Annotated in this window: 15 protein-coding genes; 5 read left to right on the top strand and 10 right to left on the bottom strand. The window is 44.8% G+C overall.

The annotated features are described in order from the left end of the window. Nucleotides 1-126: 126 nt before the first annotated feature. Nucleotides 127-864, bottom strand: coding sequence for an endonuclease/exonuclease/phosphatase family protein (locus IDSA_RS06440; RefSeq protein ID WP_034775324.1), 738 nt, complete (start codon nucleotides 862-864; stop codon nucleotides 127-129). Between the two features lie 698 nt (nucleotides 865-1,562). Here IDSA_RS06440 and IDSA_RS06430 point away from each other — a divergent pair. From IDSA_RS06430 to IDSA_RS06410, 5 genes are all read left to right on the top strand, one after another. Further along, complete coding sequence (locus IDSA_RS06430; RefSeq protein ID WP_034775322.1) at nucleotides 1,563-2,201, top strand: TetR/AcrR family transcriptional regulator; 639 nt, start codon at nucleotides 1,563-1,565, stop codon at nucleotides 2,199-2,201. Then, nucleotides 2,185-3,528, top strand: a complete 1,344-nt coding sequence (locus IDSA_RS06425; RefSeq protein WP_051986134.1) for an efflux RND transporter periplasmic adaptor subunit — start codon at nucleotides 2,185-2,187, stop codon at nucleotides 3,526-3,528. Before IDSA_RS06430 ends, IDSA_RS06425 begins: the two co-directional genes overlap by 17 nt. Next, nucleotides 3,525-6,632, top strand: a complete 3,108-nt coding sequence (locus tag IDSA_RS06420) for an efflux RND transporter permease subunit (protein WP_034775320.1) — start codon at nucleotides 3,525-3,527, stop codon at nucleotides 6,630-6,632. Before IDSA_RS06425 ends, IDSA_RS06420 begins: the two co-directional genes overlap by 4 nt. Beyond that, nucleotides 6,629-7,096, top strand: coding sequence for a cytochrome c (locus IDSA_RS06415; RefSeq protein ID WP_034775318.1), 468 nt, complete (start codon nucleotides 6,629-6,631; stop codon nucleotides 7,094-7,096). The genes IDSA_RS06420 and IDSA_RS06415 overlap by 4 nt, the downstream gene beginning before the upstream one ends. Nucleotides 7,097-7,165: 69 nt before the next feature. After that, entirely contained in the window at nucleotides 7,166-7,774 is a 609-nt protein-coding gene (locus IDSA_RS06410; RefSeq protein WP_034775316.1) for a TetR/AcrR family transcriptional regulator, read from the top strand. A gap of 347 nt (nucleotides 7,775-8,121) precedes the next feature. On the opposite strand, the gene IDSA_RS06405 is transcribed toward IDSA_RS06410, so the two are convergent. The 9 genes from IDSA_RS06405 to IDSA_RS06365 all read right to left on the bottom strand — a co-directional run bounded on the left by IDSA_RS06405 (nucleotide 8,122) and on the right by IDSA_RS06365 (nucleotide 16,210). Continuing rightward, a complete protein-coding gene (locus IDSA_RS06405) occupies nucleotides 8,122-8,583 on the bottom strand; it encodes a cytochrome c (RefSeq protein ID WP_034775314.1) in 462 nt (153 codons plus the stop codon). An 872-nt stretch (nucleotides 8,584-9,455) separates the two neighbouring features. Further along, nucleotides 9,456-9,680 (bottom strand): hypothetical protein, encoded by a 225-nt coding sequence (locus IDSA_RS06400; protein ID WP_126760553.1) that lies wholly within the window; start codon nucleotides 9,678-9,680, stop codon nucleotides 9,456-9,458. A 241-nt stretch (nucleotides 9,681-9,921) separates the two neighbouring features. Continuing rightward, complete coding sequence (locus IDSA_RS06395) at nucleotides 9,922-10,494, bottom strand: flavodoxin family protein (protein WP_034775312.1); 573 nt, start codon at nucleotides 10,492-10,494, stop codon at nucleotides 9,922-9,924. 91 nt (nucleotides 10,495-10,585) lie between these two features. Further along, on the bottom strand, nucleotides 10,586-10,978 hold the full coding sequence (locus IDSA_RS06390; RefSeq protein WP_034775311.1) for a DUF4160 domain-containing protein: 393 nt from the start codon (nucleotides 10,976-10,978) through the stop codon (nucleotides 10,586-10,588). A gap of 125 nt (nucleotides 10,979-11,103) precedes the next feature. Beyond that, nucleotides 11,104-13,002 (bottom strand): AAA family ATPase, encoded by a 1,899-nt coding sequence (locus tag IDSA_RS06385; protein WP_034775310.1) that lies wholly within the window; start codon nucleotides 13,000-13,002, stop codon nucleotides 11,104-11,106. Nucleotides 13,003-13,005: 3 nt separating this feature from the next. After that, nucleotides 13,006-13,512, bottom strand: coding sequence for an ABC-three component system middle component 5 (locus IDSA_RS11845; protein WP_051986133.1), 507 nt, complete (start codon nucleotides 13,510-13,512; stop codon nucleotides 13,006-13,008). Continuing rightward, a complete protein-coding gene (locus IDSA_RS06375; protein ID WP_034775308.1) occupies nucleotides 13,509-14,696 on the bottom strand; it encodes an ABC-three component system protein in 1,188 nt (395 codons plus the stop codon). The genes IDSA_RS11845 and IDSA_RS06375 overlap by 4 nt, the downstream gene beginning before the upstream one ends. Nucleotides 14,697-14,851: 155 nt before the next feature. Beyond that, complete coding sequence (locus IDSA_RS06370) at nucleotides 14,852-15,322, bottom strand: hypothetical protein (RefSeq protein WP_034775307.1); 471 nt, start codon at nucleotides 15,320-15,322, stop codon at nucleotides 14,852-14,854. Nucleotides 15,323-15,754: 432 nt separating this feature from the next. Continuing rightward, complete coding sequence (locus tag IDSA_RS06365; RefSeq protein WP_034775306.1) at nucleotides 15,755-16,210, bottom strand: hypothetical protein; 456 nt, start codon at nucleotides 16,208-16,210, stop codon at nucleotides 15,755-15,757. Nucleotides 16,211-16,309: the final 99 nt, after the last annotated feature.

Below are 16,309 nucleotides of genomic sequence, written 5' to 3'. Positions count from 1 at the left end.
AGTTGCTCCGAAATATTGCGTTTCATAGCTAGTTTGGTGACTATACGCCATAGCGTAATATTTCGCAATATACGCTAGAGCGCAAAATAGAAAAATATACGCTTAGGCGTAATTTACGTTTCGACGCTATAATTTAAATCGTGCATAAAGAGGATTATGGTCAGAAACTTTGCGTGTATCGATCGCTGAGGTTCCTTGAAGTGACAGGTCGCGATAGAAGATGAAGTCGAGAGGGTGCTGCCGGTAGGTTTTAATGTGATGTGGGTCGACCATAATAGCTTGCCGTAGACCCACGCTGCGACAGAATTGCAGCAACCGCAAGCGGCGTTGACGGCTCCACACGTTAAAATCGCCGGCCACAATGAGCGGTCCTTTGTGTCCTAATATCTCTTCTTTGATGAACTCTATTTCTTGAGAAAATTGGTTCGCACGGACAAAGTTCATAGCATGAACATTGACGACTAACAATGAGCCGCCCTCTGCTAACGAGTGATACGAGAGCATGTAACTTTTGTGTGTTGCGAACATGCCTTCGCGCTTTCTGCTTAGCCGAGTTTGAGCTTCTGTAAAAGCATACTTGCTTGCGGTGAGTACACCATAAACAGAGCGACGTGTTTGCATATTTGGAGCAATAGCATAAGACCATTGCGGTAGTAGCCAGTTATTTTTCGTCGTCAGCTTTACTTCTTGAAGCAACAAAAACAGACAGGGGTAGTTTGCTAAAACGCCAGCCAAAACACGATGAAAATCTGGTGTTTCGGTAAGTTTCTGAGTATTCCAACATAACACACCAAATTCTTCGCCATGATGAATAGGGTGCTCGTGTATGAACTGCCGAGGAATCACGGTTTTTGGTTTAAGCACAGCTCCGCCTTTATTAGAAATTCGCAGACTGATTATTTTTCAAACAGTATGGATTGTATACTTTTCGTTGGTGCTTAGCATTAGCTGCAGCAGTAATTTTGAGGGTGCGAAACGTTCGCCGATGCCATGCGTTTGCTCATCGTAGTTGGGCTGGTTAATATCTTTGAACAATTCAGGATAAATGGCGCACCCGAGAGGATTCGAACCTCTGACCTCTGCCTCCGGAGGGCAGAACGACGAAACTGGGCAGTTCGGGTTAACCGTCCGAAACTGGCTTTACTTGATATATCAATACTTTACTGAGTTTCGGTGGAGGGCCATTTAGCCAGAGGTCAGAACGTAAGAGAACAGTACAATGCAAAACTTGCCACAATCTAGCCAGTCAAAATGGACTATTAACCAGTAATTCTCAGTTTCGAAGCTCAATCCGAAACCCCGATCTGGCAAATTTCGCATCTCTCTACTACCCTAAGCCGTACGGCTTAGGGTAGTAGAGAGATTCAGTTTTAACCTCACATGAAGTCGTATAACAACAAAACCAAAGCGAAACAAATCCTAAACATTGCGATGCAACGCCGCTTTAAATTTCACAGATAGATCTCTATCAAAGCTCACTTTAAATTTTCAGATTAAAAATATTGCATTACCAGCTCTCTAAAACTAAAGTAAGTAATTAATTACTTACTAACGGATTCTTTATGTTGAAAAAAGAAACCTCGGACAAACGATCTTACCAAACAACCGAAGAGCGACAGTCGGGCACTATTGCTGCAGTAGTCGAATTATGTAAAGAGCAAGATCCTGCGACATTAACGACCGCGAACATCGCTAAAAAAATCGGTTTATCACAAGGCGCATTATTCAAACACTTTCCGAGTAAAAATCGACTTTGGGAGTCCGTTGCAGACTGGGTTTCAGAGCAGCTCATCCGCCAGGTTTTTAGTCAGTCGAAAGGACATTGCCAGGCTGATAAAGCGCTAGAGGCTATGTTTTTAGCCCACGTTGGTTTCATTGCACGACACCCAGGAATACCTCGTTTGATGCTATGTGAGCTGCAAAAGCCCGGCAATAGCCCTGCAAAAACTGTTATTCGGAAAACCTTGGCAAATTATCGCCTTAAAGTTATCGGTCTGATTGAACAGGGAGTTAATCAAGGCCGATTTGCATCGAACATTGATACCGGCGCAGCAGCTATGTTGTACCTTGGTGCCATTCAGGGGCTGGTTGTCCAAGCAATGGTAAATAATAGCGTTGACAAGCTAGAGCAATTGCCTCCGCAAATTTTTAGTTTATTTAAAGCAGGTATTCAGGGAGCAACCAATGACGAAGAAGAATAAGCTTACCTTAATGCTGGCACTTAGTGTAGGCATTATCTTTGTGGTGATTATGGTTCAGCTCAAACAATCCCCTGAACAGTCCGGCCGGCAGAATCAAGCAACGACTGTCAGAATCTTAACGATTAAACCTAGTGTGTTTCGCGCGGAAACGGAAGGGTTTGGCCAGGTATCACCTGTTCGATCCTGGAAAGCTGTAGCAAACGTCGGCGGGCGTATAACCTGGCAGCATAGTGCATTGGACAGTGGCAATATCATTAGTCAGGGAGCACGGTTATTACAGATTGACCCAACGCGCTACGAACTGGCCGAAGCATCAGCTCAAGCCGACTTAGCCGGCATTAATGCAGAGTTGCGGCAACTTCAGCAAGAACAGCAGAACACGCAAGACTTATTGGCATTAGAAAATCAACGACTGGCATTGGCAAAGAAAGAGCTGGAGCGTAATGAGAGCTTGGTTAAGCAGGGGGCGCTGTCGCAGACTCGCTTTGATGAGCAGCAAAGAGCAACTCTGCAGCAACAGCAAGCAGTACAAAGCCTAAAAAACCAGTTGAACCTAATACCCGTTCGCCACGAGACACTGCAAGCACATAAAGCCAGAGCCGAGTCCGCAATACAAAACGCCCGTGAAGACTTAAACGACACTCATTTTGAAGCACCTTATGATTTGCGAGTGCATCAAGTTGACGTTGAAGTGGGTCAACAGGTGAATCCTGGCCAGGTTTTATTTGTGGCTGATGACATTAGTGAGGCAGAGGTAACGGTACAGATGAAAGTCGGTGAACTGCGTAAAGTATTAGCACAACTAACTGACGCTTCGTTGACCAGCTTAGCAAGCGCCAACCAACCTAATATAATTGACTTTTTTGATAGCTTACCGCTTGAAAAGCTCGATGTTGGGGTAACTCCGACAAATATGCCTGATGTTCGCTGGTCAGGCCAACTAACTCGAGTGACTAGCAGCATTGAACCGACAACTAGAACCGTACAGGCTGTGATTACAGTACAAGAACCTTATCGTAATGCCACCCCTCCTGAACGCCCGCCGTTGGTAAGGGGGACTTTTATAAAAGCCAATATTGCGACAGACACGGCAGAACCTGTTGTAGTCATACCTGCCAGTGCACTCCATGGTGACACAGTATATATTGCTAACGATAATAATCAGCTGAAACGAAAAAAAGTAACCGTTGCATGGCAACAAAATGACCAAGTAGTTGTTGCTGACGGACTTGTAGAAGGCGAGCGACTGATACTGGATGATGTGGTACCCGCTATAGATGGTATGCCACTGGTTCTGAAGAACATTGCTCAGGGAGAGTCCCAATGATTCGCTGGTTCGCCGGGCATCCAACGGCTGGCAATTTACTACTCATTCTAATTCTTGCTGCCGGGATTTTTGCAGCGCCTAAACTCACTCGAGAAACCTTCCCTGACTATCTGCCCCCTGAAGTCAGTATCTCTATAGAATACCGAGGTGCTACGGCTGCTGATGTCGAGGAAGCGATTTGCCAGCGGCTTGGTGAGGCGTTGCAACGCGTGGATTATATGAAGGAGGTTGCTTGTACTGCAAGGGATAATCAAGCACTTACGACTGCCAGTATGACCCCGCAAGGAAATATGGGACGATTTTTGGATGATATTCGCACAGAAATTGAAGCATTAACTGATTTGCCCAAGGCTGCGGAAGATCCAATCATAAGAGAGCTTTACCGCACTGACTTAGTTGCTGCAATTGCTGTTACAGGGCCAATGAGCTTTGCTCACCTCGAAACTTATACCAAACAGTTAGAAGATAGACTATTTACCATTGACGGTGTGGCCGATGTCATACCAGTAGGGTTATCACAGCGTCAGTGGCAAGTCGAGGTGTCGCAAGACCAACTTCGCCAATATGGCTTTGGGGTGCGTGATATTGCTCGCGCGATTAGCGGACAAAATGTCGATATGCCGCTAGGTACAATTGAAACGGATAGCCAGGATATTCAGCTACGATTTGTTGATGAACGTCGTTCACTGGAAGATCTCGCTAAACTACCTGTGCTTGGCGGAAAAGCTGGAGCCGTTCTGACGCTTGGCGATATTGCAACAGTAACGGAAGCTTGGGAGCGAGAAGAAGAACGTGCCGAATTCAATGGCCATCGCGCTATCATCCTGGAAGTTCATAAGAATAGTGGGGATGATGCTCTCCGTGTGATGGATTCATTGAAAAATTTCATCAGCTCAGAAGAAAAACGTCAAGACGGCAAGGTTAGTCTCGAAATAACGCAAAACATGACGTCGATTGTCGAAGATCGGTTACAAATGTTGGTAAGTAATGGCATTACCGGACTGCTATTAGTAGGACTGGTAATGGCACTATTTTTTCGACCTCGCTTGGCTTTTTGGGCACTTTTTGGGTTACCTGCGGCTTTCGCGGGGGCTTTTGTGATGATGGCATTGACGGGCTTATCATTGAATATGATTACTCTGGTCGCGTTGTTAATGGCAATCGGTATTGTCATGGATGATTCGGTCGTAATTACAGAAAACATTGCTCGACATGCGGACGAAAAGAAGTCTCCATTAAAAGCGGCGTCAGAAGGAACACTGGAGATTTTACCCGGGGTGATTTCTTCCTTTTTGACGACTGTTTCAGTGTTCTTACCGTTGGCGTTTCTCGCTGGCGAATTAGGAGCTGTACTTGAAGTGCTTCCTGTTGTGCTGATTGCGGCTATCGCGGCTTCTCTGATAGAAGCTTTTTGGATTCTCCCACATCATCTAAAGAATGGTATGGGCCCGTCAACGAATGAAGCCACATCTAAATTTCGTCAGGGATTTGATCATCGATTTGACGCTGTCCGAGAAAAAGTCGGTCAATTGGCCGATAAAGCCATTCACTTTCGATACGCGGTGTTAGCGAGTATGCTTATTATACTCCTCGCTTCGGTTGGACTCATGGCCGGTGGATATGTTCGCATGGAAGCAATGCCTGAAATTGAAGGTGATGTTCTTGAAGCACGAGTACTCATGCCGCAAGGTACACCGCTGCATCAAACCCGTGATATTAGTAAACGAATTACTCAAGCGATGCACCGTATTAATGAAGAATACACACCGCAACAGCCGGACAAGCAGCCTCTGGTTCGCAATATTCAGACTCGCTTTAATCAGCATACTAGTGCAGGAGAAAAGGGAGCACACGTAGCAACTATCATGGCCGATTTGCTAACCGCAGAAATTCGTACCGTGGACTTAGCAACACTGACCGAACGCTGGCACAAGGAAATTGGTGATATCCCAGGCCTCATTTCGCTTAACATTCAGGAGCCAGGTTTTGGCCCTGCAGGTATTCCAATAGAAATCCGCTTACAAGGATCCGACTTAGATACACTGAGAGAAGCAGCTAGCTACTTAAGTGGTAAGGTCGCAAATTATCAAGGAACATTTAATGTATTGGACGATTTAAGACCAGGTAAGCCACAACGCATTTTGCATTTGAAAGACAATGCACTCGCACTAGGACTGACAGCCGCTGATGTTGCCGAACAGGTTCGTACAGGATTACTGGGAGATATTGTTGATACCGTACAAATTGGCGATCAACACATAGAAATATTGGTGCGTCAAACACGTGCAGAACGTGCCACAAGGGCATTTTTAGAAGACGCCGTTATCGCCAGTAAGAATGGTGAAATGATTCCATTGACCGAGGTGGTGACTATTGTAGATACGCGGCAATGGTCTCAAATTACTCGGATTGATAGCCTGCGGACAGTAACCGTCACTGCGGATGTCAACACCCAGACAAGTAATGCGGATGCAATAGTCAGTGACTTAGAAGCTAAAGTATTTCCCGACATACAAAAGCGCTGGCCCGAGCTTATGATTAGCGTCGAAGGCCAGACTGCCCGCTCTAAAGAAACGGGACAATCGATAGCTTTTGGTTTGTTAATTGGCCTATTAGGCATTTTTTTAATTCTTTCCTTTCAGTTTCGGAGCTATCTAGAACCTATTATTGTCATGCTATCCATTCCTGTTGCTTTTATGGGCGCCGTATGGGGGCATTTGTTAATGGGCTATAACTTATCAATGCCCTCTTTGATTGGTGCCGCATCGCTTGCTGGTATCGTTGTTAATAATGCAATTTTACTTATCCAATTCATTAAGCTGTATCGCGAACAAGGTATGAGTACAACTGAAGCAGCGGGAGCAGCTAGTCGAGCTCGCTTTAGAGCCATCATGATCACCACCAGTACAACAGTCGCCGGACTACTGCCGCTTTTAGCTGAAACCAGCACTCAAGCCATGGCAGTTATTCCACTAGTCATTTCTGTTGTATTTGGACTGTTGGTTTCTACTGTCCTCATTTTACTAGCACTACCCGCACTTTATGCCATCCTTGAAGATATGGGATGGGCAGACACATCGAACACAGATAAGGAATTATCATGAAACATACTCAAAAAATTGGTTACGCAGGCATAGCATTAGCCGCACTTAGTCTGTCTTTAAGTACTTTAGCCGCTGATCCTGTCACTCCTAAATTTACTGATAAGTTAAGTCGATTATTGCAACAGGAAATGCGTTCGGTGCAGTCGGCAATGGCTTCAATTCATGTCTCAATGGTCACAGGTAAACATGAGCAGGTAGCTACCAAAGCGCAACAAATACACGACAGTTTTATATTGAAGCAGTCGTTGACTGAACAGGATAAAAAAGACTTAATGTCGGCAGTGCCTGAAGGCTTTGTAAAGCTGGATAAAGACTTTCACCGATTAGCTGCAGGCTTGACTGAGGCAGCAAAAAGCAAAGATACACAGAAGCAATATAAGCTTTATAACGAAATGACAGGTAGTTGTATTGCTTGTCATAGTAAATATGTATCTGATCGTTTCAATGGGCTTGGGTCACCTTAGGAAGATATTGACATCAGGGAAAAGCACTCTAAGATAGCGCTTTATTACTTTATGCTATAAAAGGTTATTATGCCTCCTAAAACTCATTTAACAGCAGAACAACGACGTGAAAAAACTGTAGCTGCAGTGGTTGATTTATGTGCGAATGAAGATCCTGCAAGCATTACAACTACTGAGATTGCTAAACGAATGAAGGTTACACAGGGGGCCTTGTTTCGACATTTTGTAAGTAAAGATGCTATATGGGAGTCTGTAATTGGCTGGGTAGCAAAGCAAATAATGAAGAGGCTTGAGCGTGCAAAGAATGATGCAGCTACCCCTCTTGAAGCTCTAAAGGCAATGTTTTTTGCTCACATCGAGTTTATAAGAGAGCGTCCCGGGATTCCTAGACTTTTATTGGGACAACTGCAACATTCACGCTCCACACCGGCCAGGCTGATGGTTCGTCAACTTTTATCCGAATATCGAAAAAGCGTTGAAAAGCAGCTGATAAGTGCACAGCTTGATGGTGAGTTACGGAAGGATCTTAATATTGAGATGGCCGCTACCCAGTATATTGGTATGATCCAAGGCTTGGTTATTCAGTCACTTTTGACAGGTGATATGCAATACATTGTCGATCAGGCTCCCGGCGCATTTGAGGTATTTTGCCAAGGAATTTGTGCTCCCCCAGAATGAGGTAGTAATCAGCATGCATGGCTTTTTATCCCGTTTTTTCGGACGTCGGACACGTGTGGCCACACTTAAGTTAGTTGACAATTGCTTTAACTAAAAACGGTTAGTCCTGCCTAAACATAGTGTCCCGAATATAAAGAAACTACCTTTCTATGGAGTGGCTGCGTAAACAAAAGTCAATGAATACTAAAGCTACTTCGTCCTTCCCACTTTTCGACGATGTAACCAGTAGACAGCCGAAAGTTGGGGGTAATGTATTAACACTTATCTATTTAGATGCATAACGAATACAGCACCCCTCAAAGGCAAAGGGGATGCTCTTCATTTCTTCTCCTCACCCAAGGCGCTTATTATTCGCTATAAAAGTGCTCCAAAAATTCTTTCCTGAAACTCTGATGACACGCCAGACATTTAGTCTGCAAAGTCGAAAAGGAGTCAATTACTGCTTTACCATCTCCTAGTTTTGCCGCTGCTTCCATTGCTTTCGCCGCATCGTGAGTTTGTTTGTCAAATTCCTTGAATTTTCCAATATCACTACCCGCAAACGATAAAATGCGCATTTTTTCACCAATCGGAGGTTGCGGGTGATCGGCAATACGTAACCCAACTTCAGCTACCCGCAACCACTCTTCACGTGAAATGGCATCAGTAGCCAGCTGCATATTTTGTCCAAGCTCATTCATAATTTTTCGTAGCTCCATTGATTCCCCATCTATGGAACTTTTTGCTGCGGACAGCGACACTGTTGACAAAGTAACTCCAATCACTGCCGTGGTAACAATAATACTTTTGAGTAGAAAAGGTTTTTGCATAACAGCTCCTTAATTCGTATCTAATAATATCCAGTTAAATACTAGCGTTTGAGTTTCAAAAATTTTTGACAGGTTGATACTTTATAGTAAGATAGTAACAAATTACTATCTTACTGGGTAGCCTTATGAATAGTGATTCATCAAAGATCTTGATGATTGTTAGTCGTCGTATTGAGAGAAGGCAATGATTAAACTTCCAATACAGAGCCGGACTCTGGCACTCTTAGCGGTGATTATTCCTCTCCTGGCCTTACTCGTTTATGTTGCTCTTCGAACAGGTCCGTTATCACCAGTCCCAGTGACTGACGTCAGGGTCGAGTCGCGTGAACTTCATCCGGCGTTATTTGGCGTCGGTACAGTAGAGGCGCGTTACACCTACAAGATTGGTCCCACATTTACAGGACGAATAAAGCAATTGGTTGTCGAAGTCGGCGACTATGTTAGTCGAACCTGTGACCTCCGCCTCCGGAGCAAACATCACCATGCCGTTTTCAAGTGGTGTTAGTAGGTACTAAGCGTGCAGGCCAAGCATTCTCAAGGATCTGGAGAATTTCAAGCGAGGCCATTTAGCCAGCTATTTTCGCGTTCTATCCCGAAACTGTGCAAAAGTTGGCACAAAAGGGTATGGAAAAACGGATAGTTAGCCAGACAAATACGGCCGATCACAGGCAACTTTGTGTCCCATATGAATGAAATTCCGATTGAAAAATACTTGTCCGATATGAGTGATGTGTGCGTTTTTAATTTCGGGAAGGCAGCTCTTTTTTAAGCGATGCAATGAGTATGCTTCAGTCGTACAGCTGGTTGATTACCTCTCCGACCTTTCCGGTTAAAGAAAGGCCGCCTAAACTGTTCCTAGATAGGATATCGATTTATTGGGGCTGCGATTGCTGCTGAACCGTTATAGAAGTCCGGGCAAGTTCAGTAAATACGCTGCCGAAGTCCCAGAAGATGTCAGTTGTGGTGATGATGTTCACCGCTACTGCCATCTCGTATTGGGGGATAACCATCAGCCAGCTTTGTGAGCCGCAGGACACGCCACCATGATTGCCGGTCATCAGTTCACCAATGCCCTCTCCGTAATCATATGTGGGCACGCGCCAACCAGTAGCATAATACTGTTCATTCTTTTCGCCGTTGGTAAGGGTCTGTACTGTTCAGAATTGCTTGCGAACATCCTCAGAAATAAACGTTTTAGTTGCGCGACTTTCAGTCATTTACATGCTCTGTGGTATGTACATATATCCCTTTTAGTTTTAATTAACACCAATCACGCGGGCGACACTCATCGCGCTCGAGGGTTTGCCGCCCCTGCGGCAGGAAGAAGCGAAACGCATTTTATATTTCTTTCACTGCAAACCTTTTGGCGACATTAGCAACACGCTGCCCCAAATAATTTGCCGTGTTCAAGTCAATCTCGTTCAATTCTCCACCTTTTGAATGCGCAATTAAACCAGATTGAGCACCAAGCCTATTACGGTTTTTAGGGTCATAGTTACCTAGAATATCTAAACTTGCCCACAACATGCCATGTTGATTGGCGAAAATTTGCAGGTATTGAATGGTATTTAACTGATCACCACTTAAATTTGACCCGATGGTAAAACCACTAGCGATTTTATTTGACCATGCCTTCTCAGCCCAAAGGTCACCAGTTGCATCAGCAAATGCCTTAAATTGCGCTGACACACAGCCCATAAATGTAGGCGAGCCAAAAATTATTGCGTCTACATCTTTTAACCTTTCGATTAAAATTGAGTTTATAAAGCGTCCCTCGACAATATCCGCGCCAACAATTTCCATCTTTATCACTTCAACGCCAGAAATTGACATAGCTCCATGTCCAACGGCTTCCGCGAGTTTTTTTGTTGTTCCCGATACCGAGTGGAAAATAATCGCAACCTTCAGCACTTAGCTAACCTCAAAAATGTACCTCCCGTAACATCGGGTAAAATTACAGCGCAGTGGAAATATTGTCCCAAAGCCGGTGATTATTAGCCGATTACAGACCAAGGTCTTGTATCATCTTTTCTGCACCAACCGACTCATCTTTCTCGTTAAGTTCGACCCATATTGCATTAAGCTCATCTTTTTTCGGAACAAGAAGGCCCAAAAGGTACTTTTTGGTTTTCCTGTCAATATTTCCAGCTAGCACTGAAAAATCATTAAGACTGATTGAAACGTCAATCTTATCGGAATGAGTTATGTGAATATGTGGCATATTATGACTCACATTTTCTTTCCTGATTTCCACTCTAACTTTATCCTTCCGCATAAGCAGAAGTTCTGGAACAAACTGGTTGCCGAATAGCTCTCGTTTTCTCTCTGCCTGTGCCCTTTCTTCTCCTCGATATATTTCTTCGCATAACTCAAGCAGAAAATCCTCAACACTCATATCTTCTCCAGCTAATACTGCAACCACACACTTATTGCGCGGATTGCATTGTTATGTGTCTATTTCGCACTTAAACTTAAAGATACTAATACCTACTACCAGCAATGTAGTTCGCCCTGATTACTCTAACCTTTCAGCCTGAGCGTTCGTTTATCATGTGTGTAATGCGGCCCAATCACATAGTCATCGAGTTCTAGTTCAGGGTTCATCATGGATGTAGTGTAGATAATCTGGTGCCGTTCACTTAATTCGGTCGAGTGCTCGACGATTAGGCGCTGGAATAAGTGACTTCTCTCAACCTCCATTCCCTTGTCTTCGACGTTGTCGAGCAGAATAAATCGTGGATGATTGAATAGTTCATCGCCACCAGCAGCCATGAAAAGACTGAAAATGGCAGTGTTCTTCAGGAAGACGTTGCTGCTCTCTGCGAAATTCATCTGGCCATCGACAAACATCGCATCATCCCGGAAATTGAGCTCAACGAGGTCAGGGTTTTTGAACTCTGGCTGACGATCTAGGTCGCTTCTAAGCAACAAGCGTCCCCAATCAGAAACAGCATTAATCGCACTACTTCGTCGGCTTTGGGCTTGAATCTCTAACACTTTTCTGCGGTCCGAAAGATCCGTGATTTGTCTTTGCATTGTCTGCTTTTGCTGAGAAAGTGATTGAACCTCTTCCGCAACAGATAACATATCTGTCAGGTGGATGAGTTCTTGATCAATCTGTCCGACGCGCTGATAGCGTTCTGCCAAAAAGGCTTCTCGTGGCGAAGAGCTCAGGTCAAATTTGATCGAGTACGCCGATAATTTTTTCGAATAACTCCTTTTAACCCGGCGAAGTTCGACACGGTCCTTCGTAAGTCTTGTCTCATGTTCAGAGAAAAGTTGTTTTGACTCGCGCAATTGAATTTCGAGATCAAGCCGAACCTGGTTGTACTTAGATTTGTCTTCCTCAGGATCAGTATTCTGACCGCAAACATTGCAGACATGTGGGTCAAATACTGACTGGAGATGCGACAGGCATGCAGGACAACGGGTAAATTCTATTGCGCCGATGGCCTGAAAGGTACTCTCAGCGACTCTAACTTGCTCGATATTTTCTGCGAGAAATGCTTGATACTTTGTGAGCTCTCCTAGCTCCAGTTCATGTTTTTCAATGGATTCTTCTAAGGAGGCAATCGCTTTCTTTTCTTTAAACAGGCTTTGCTGTGCCGATTGCCGAGCCTTCAGAAATTCTTTAGTTTCACCTTGGCTCACCAGAGTGTCGACATTTTCAATCTCTCGATGTGCCAACAACTTTTCTTCATCCAATAGACGGCATTGGCTATGTATTGTATCTGGCCGATCAAGCTGAACGTCGCGAGGTAGAGCCTGAATTAATGATGAAAGTCTCTGGCTCACCTTTGCAAACTCGGCATCGAGATCCCTGAGCTGTAGGTTGATTTCATAGATCTCATAGCCGCTAATTCCGCAAATCAGATCACCAACCGCTTCACGAATATCCTGTTTGTCAAAAGACTCAAATCGGAATAGGCGAGTCGAGGGTGTTCTTTGATCTGAATATAACAAGCGCATGACTTGATGCATTGTGATATTCGAAGCGCCGACACTTTGAGCTTCTGGAATGTTCAGTGAGCGAAAAAGCACTTGAGAAAAACTTTCGCGCTTATCGGATCTTCGAATAGGGAAGCTTTCCCACCCATCCAAGGCATGCTTGTCTGCTTGATCGAATGGACCAAAAAATACTTTGATGGGGGTGGTCTTGTTCCCGATTTCTCTTAAAAGAGTCAGCTTTCCATGGTTTGTGAGCACTTCTGCCTGCACCTCATCACAGCGCGCGGCCGCATCCTTCCAAGAATCGAACTCCCCTCCGAGTGCATAGAAAATGAAGTCAGCGATCGTTGATTTTCCCGATCCATTCTCGCCACGAATGATGTTGACGCCTTCATGAAACTCTTGGTCATAGGCAACGCGACCCTGACGCAATACGCGCAGCCTGTTAAGTGTGAATCGTGGGCAACCCATGTCTTAAACCATCCTCCTCAATCCAGTTCTTTTTCGCAGATCTACCGAATCTCCTTCGGAGATTTGACTAAAGCTTCTTGCTAAGAACTCAATCAGTCTGGTGTCTTTCTCAGAAAGCCCGCCCACAACGCAAGATTCGACGAATTTTTCACCGAAACGGGATAACGAAGCCTCGCCTTTATGGATTGCTTCCGAGTTCAAGAGACTTTTGGCAACCATCGCTTGAACTCCTTTTTTTTGAATGGACTCCATTTTGTGGAACAGAATTGATGGCGCCGGGTACGTTAAAAAGGATTTATCAGGCTTTGGAATCTCCAGCTCCTTAAATGTTGCTCTAACATCGGCAGGCATGCGTACGTTGTGCAGAAGCACTGGATTGGCAAAATAGAAGTCGGATATGTACAAACGCTCTATCGGGGCCTTGTTCTTCTCCCAATAATATAACAAAGCCGCAACCCGCCGGATCGCGTGGTAGATATCAAGCTGCGGATACCATATCCTCGTCATCATAGTTCTGGGTCCCAACGTATGTAGCACTGCTCAGTTAAAAAGTACAAAGCCTCGAGAACTGTCTTATGAGAAAAGTCGCGGACATGCTGATGCCGAGAACAGATCGGGTTAATCACTTTTTCTTGCAGCGCATCTTGCACATTGTCATCGGACGCACCCTTGCAAATTAGGGGATGATAAATGTGAGTCATGAAATGCTGTTCAACTTCGGAGAGCAGACTGTCGTTCCGATCGCGCTCTTCCGTATAAAGACCCAGTCTCGCATAGTTTCGAGCGAACTTGTTCTGATAGCGATTAGCGTTTGAGTACTCGTGCTGCCTCCCCGCGTCAATTAGCTTTTGTAACAAATCCCGTCGGTCAACTTCGAATTGTTTGCCGTAGTCATCGGCAGGAAATCCTGTGCTCCCATTGCCGGTCGCTTGGGGAAGTATCTTGCGAATGCGGCGCTCCAAACTCACATAGACGACGTCTTCTTTGTCCTTTGGTTTGCTGATGTTAATATGATCTTTATCGACGGGAATAGGATAAGTTCCTTCAACCCCTGGGTCGGCAGAATCTCTCGGCACGACGATCGCCGCTTTCTTAGTCTTGAATGTTTCGACATAAACCACAGTTTTGAACTCGCGATTTCCATTAGCGAAACTCCGATAATGTTGATTCAGCTCAGTCAATGATCCAGAATCGTCGGTAAGCAGCCCAACATGCTTTGAGGAAAAATGCGGCACGAAAGCATCAAGAACCGACGCCAATGATGAGCCTTTATGAGGCGTAGCCAAGAACACAACCATTCTGAGCGAAGATGCAACCCGCTTCCAGTCGTCGTCATCAGAATCGGATGCCGTCCGGATAACCTGCTTGGCGAGAATTCCACCAAGACTATGGCAAACGAATACCAGCGGTCTTTCTCCAATTCCTCGGCCAATCATGGCCTCGAGCACATTAACCGCTCGGTCGTAGAGGTTCATCTCTTTTTTTACCCACTTACCAAACAAGCTGGCTGGATAACCTAGGGAATGGACCGCCGCGTTAGGAATAGTATCGCAAAGCCACTTAGGCCAGAATTCACCGGTTTCTTCAGATTGCCAAGTATCTTCAGGATCTCCCTTTAGGCCGTGGATGAATACGATGTCTGCTTCAGGATGGTCTGGTCCGCAGACGCTATAGAAGACTAAATCTTCAGACATAATTCACGTTTCCCTCAGACCTGAGAGATGAATTAACACAGCACACTGGCTGACAAGCTGCCGATAACAGTCGTTGCGTGTACATATAACCCAGCACCCACAGGTGCGAGTTTGCTAGCATCCTGCAGCCGAAGGCTGCGTAGTGATGCGCTTGGTTATGCATTTACCCACTCAACTCGGGAGATGCCGATTGATGAAAAGCCAACATCAAACTCTACAAATATGGCGTACTGATAACGCAATTGCGTTTTGAATTCATGTAATTTCATAAAATCTTTCTTATCATCAACTCTTGATGAGGTTTTTTTAAATTCCATTACTAACAAATTTTCACCAGTCTTTCGTCTATGAACAATTATATCAGGGTAAACCGTCTGAGCATCCGTATCATAAGCATCTCCCTCTCCGCCCGGAAGATACATTTCCTTCGGGTCATGGTCATCACGATTGTATTCACAATCCACGTCCATCTCAGGGAAAAGTTCCTGAAGGTAAATTGCTACTCTATGAGTTATTGTTCGCTCATTGGCGTCAATTTCCAACAGATCGAGGTCTTGCTTTAGAAAACGAGTAAGAGCTTGAAATACTTTGTTGCCGACTGCATTAATGTTGAGTGTTGCTTCCATAGATTCGTATTATTAACAATTTGCATATTGTGCGAGCACACCTTGTAATTAGCCCAATTGATAATGACCACTCCTAAGTTATTGAGCGAACGAGCATTCCCTACCTTGAGAAGTTCTGAATCAATAAAAGTAATTTGAGCATGCGCGGGTTTCCCTCAAGAAAACGCTGAACATCTGAATTTGATTTTTTGTTATTAAACTGACATTAAACGACTTAAATGGACAACACAACAATAAAACTCGCGAGATTGGAGAAGTAAGGGTTGAATGAATCGCCACTAGTTCATTAAATACTCAATAGCCGCTTTTCAAATCGTTTCTCATACTCTACTGGCGGTAGCTAATTATCAAAGCCAAGGCGGCGCTTTTGCGTTGTATAGCATCTCGATGTAATCGAAGATATCCCGCCAGGCTTCCTCCGATCGAACGGCCCTAACGCCGAAGCTTTCGAGCATGCCAACGAACTGCATCTGCATTTCGATTAAGCACCTGACCTATCTCCGCGTAGCTCTTAATCCCGAGGTTTTGCTCGAGATACTGCTGCTCTTCTTCGGTCAGCGCTTTGACATGACTTGCTGTAGACACTCCAAGTCGTTGCGCCCGCTTTCGAACAGCATTTATTGACCTGTTGAGGTGTTCAGCCACAGCTTCTATTCCCTGCTGTTCGATAGAATCTTTAATGTAAGCATCTTCTTCGGCGGTGTAAGTAGCCCGCTCAGCACTATCAGACTCAGTCTTTCGTTTGACGTCCAGTTTCCTGGCACGCCGAAGAACCGCTTGCTTTGATGTCTGTAATTCGGTTGCTATTTGCGATGCAGCCTTTGAGTGGTAATGGGCTACAAGATACGCGTCCATCTCGTCAGTCCAGTTGGTGTGTTTTGAGCTCATATGTAATTCCTTTTACGTTTCTTTTTGCTTCCTTGAACAAAGACCTTCAGATAACCAGAGAATAATTTATCTTCGTTCGTCAATGACTCGCACACTGAT

The organism is Pseudidiomarina salinarum, assembly GCF_000753715.1.
GTDB lineage: Bacteria > Pseudomonadota > Gammaproteobacteria > Enterobacterales > Alteromonadaceae > Pseudidiomarina > Pseudidiomarina salinarum.
The sequence above is the reverse complement of the archived record's forward strand: the minus strand, read 5'-3'. Positions and strand labels throughout refer to the sequence as shown.

Coding starts and splice junctions, on each gene's coding strand:
- IDSA_RS06425 (WP_051986134.1), top strand. CDS start 2,185: ATGACGAAGAAGAATAAGCTTACCTTAATGCTGGCACTTAGTGTAGGC.
- IDSA_RS06405 (WP_034775314.1), bottom strand. CDS start 8,583: ATGCAAAAACCTTTTCTACTCAAAAGTATTATTGTTACCACGGCAGTG.
- IDSA_RS06375 (WP_034775308.1), bottom strand. CDS start 14,696: ATGTCTGAAGATTTAGTCTTCTATAGCGTCTGCGGACCAGACCATCCT.
- IDSA_RS06390 (WP_034775311.1), bottom strand. CDS start 10,978: ATGAGTGTTGAGGATTTTCTGCTTGAGTTATGCGAAGAAATATATCGA.
- IDSA_RS06370 (WP_034775307.1), bottom strand. CDS start 15,322: ATGGAAGCAACACTCAACATTAATGCAGTCGGCAACAAAGTATTTCAA.
- IDSA_RS06385 (WP_034775310.1), bottom strand. CDS start 13,002: ATGGGTTGCCCACGATTCACACTTAACAGGCTGCGCGTATTGCGTCAG.
- IDSA_RS06420 (WP_034775320.1), top strand. CDS start 3,525: ATGATTCGCTGGTTCGCCGGGCATCCAACGGCTGGCAATTTACTACTC.
- IDSA_RS06415 (WP_034775318.1), top strand. CDS start 6,629: ATGAAACATACTCAAAAAATTGGTTACGCAGGCATAGCATTAGCCGCA.
- IDSA_RS06365 (WP_034775306.1), bottom strand. CDS start 16,210: ATGAGCTCAAAACACACCAACTGGACTGACGAGATGGACGCGTATCTT.
- IDSA_RS06410 (WP_034775316.1), top strand. CDS start 7,166: ATGCCTCCTAAAACTCATTTAACAGCAGAACAACGACGTGAAAAAACT.
- IDSA_RS11845 (WP_051986133.1), bottom strand. CDS start 13,512: ATGATGACGAGGATATGGTATCCGCAGCTTGATATCTACCACGCGATC.
- IDSA_RS06430 (WP_034775322.1), top strand. CDS start 1,563: ATGTTGAAAAAAGAAACCTCGGACAAACGATCTTACCAAACAACCGAA.